The sequence below is a fragment of the Mycobacterium sp. E3198 genome (assembly GCF_001667015.1).
In the GTDB taxonomy this organism is placed as follows: Bacteria; Actinomycetota; Actinomycetes; order Mycobacteriales; family Mycobacteriaceae; genus Mycobacterium.
Window position 1 is genome coordinate 1 of the sequence record NZ_LZIS01000102.1, and the last position, 843, is coordinate 843.

1 protein-coding gene is annotated in these 843 nt (G+C 71.6%); it reads left to right on the top strand.

The annotated features are described in order from the left end of the window. Nucleotides 1–843: polyketide synthase (locus tag A5673_RS11845; RefSeq protein ID WP_197518356.1), on the top strand; the 843-nt coding region annotated here is incomplete at both ends.

Sequence of the window (843 nt, forward strand, 5' to 3'; positions counted from 1 at the left end):
GCGGCGCTGTGGGATCTGGTGGCCGGCGGCGTCGACGCGCTGGGGGAGTTTCCGGCCGACCGGGGCTGGAACCTGGCGGACCTGTTCGACCCCGATCCCGACGCGGTGGGCAAGACCTACACCCGCGTGGGAGGCTTTCTCACCGAGGCGGCCGAGTTCGACGCGGACTTCTTCGGGATCTCGGCGCGCGAGGCCCAAACCATGGACCCCCAGCAGCGGTTGCTGCTGGAGGTGTGCTGGGAAGCGTTGGAATCCGCCCGGATTGACCCGGCAGGCCTGGCGCGCTCGGAGACCGGGGTGTTCGTCGGGGCGTGGTCACAAACCTACGGCGCGGGCGGTTCCGACGGCGTGGAGGGCTACGCCCTGACCGGCCTGTCCACCAGCGTGGCCTCCGGGCGCGTGGCCTACGCGCTGGGATTGCAAGGCCCCGCCATCACGATCGACACGGCCTGCTCGTCGTCGCTGGTGGCCACGCATTTGGCGTGTCAGTCGCTGCGCAACGGCGAGTCGGCCTTGGCGCTGGCCGGTGGCGCCACCGTCATGACCACGCCCTCGGTGTTCACCGAGTTCGCCCGGCAGCGTGGGTTGGCCGCCGACGGGCGGTGTAAAGCGTTCTCCGCCAACGCCGATGGCACCGGCTGGGGCGAAGGCGCCGCGGTGCTGGTGCTGGAACGGCTCAGCGACGCCCAGCGCCACCACCACCCGGTGCTGGCGGTCATCGCGGGATCGGCGATCAACCAGGACGGCGCTTCCAACGGGCTGACCGCCCCCAACGGGCCCGCCCAGCAACGCGTCATCACCCAGGCCGCGGCCAACGCCGGCGTCGCGCTCGATCAGGTCGAC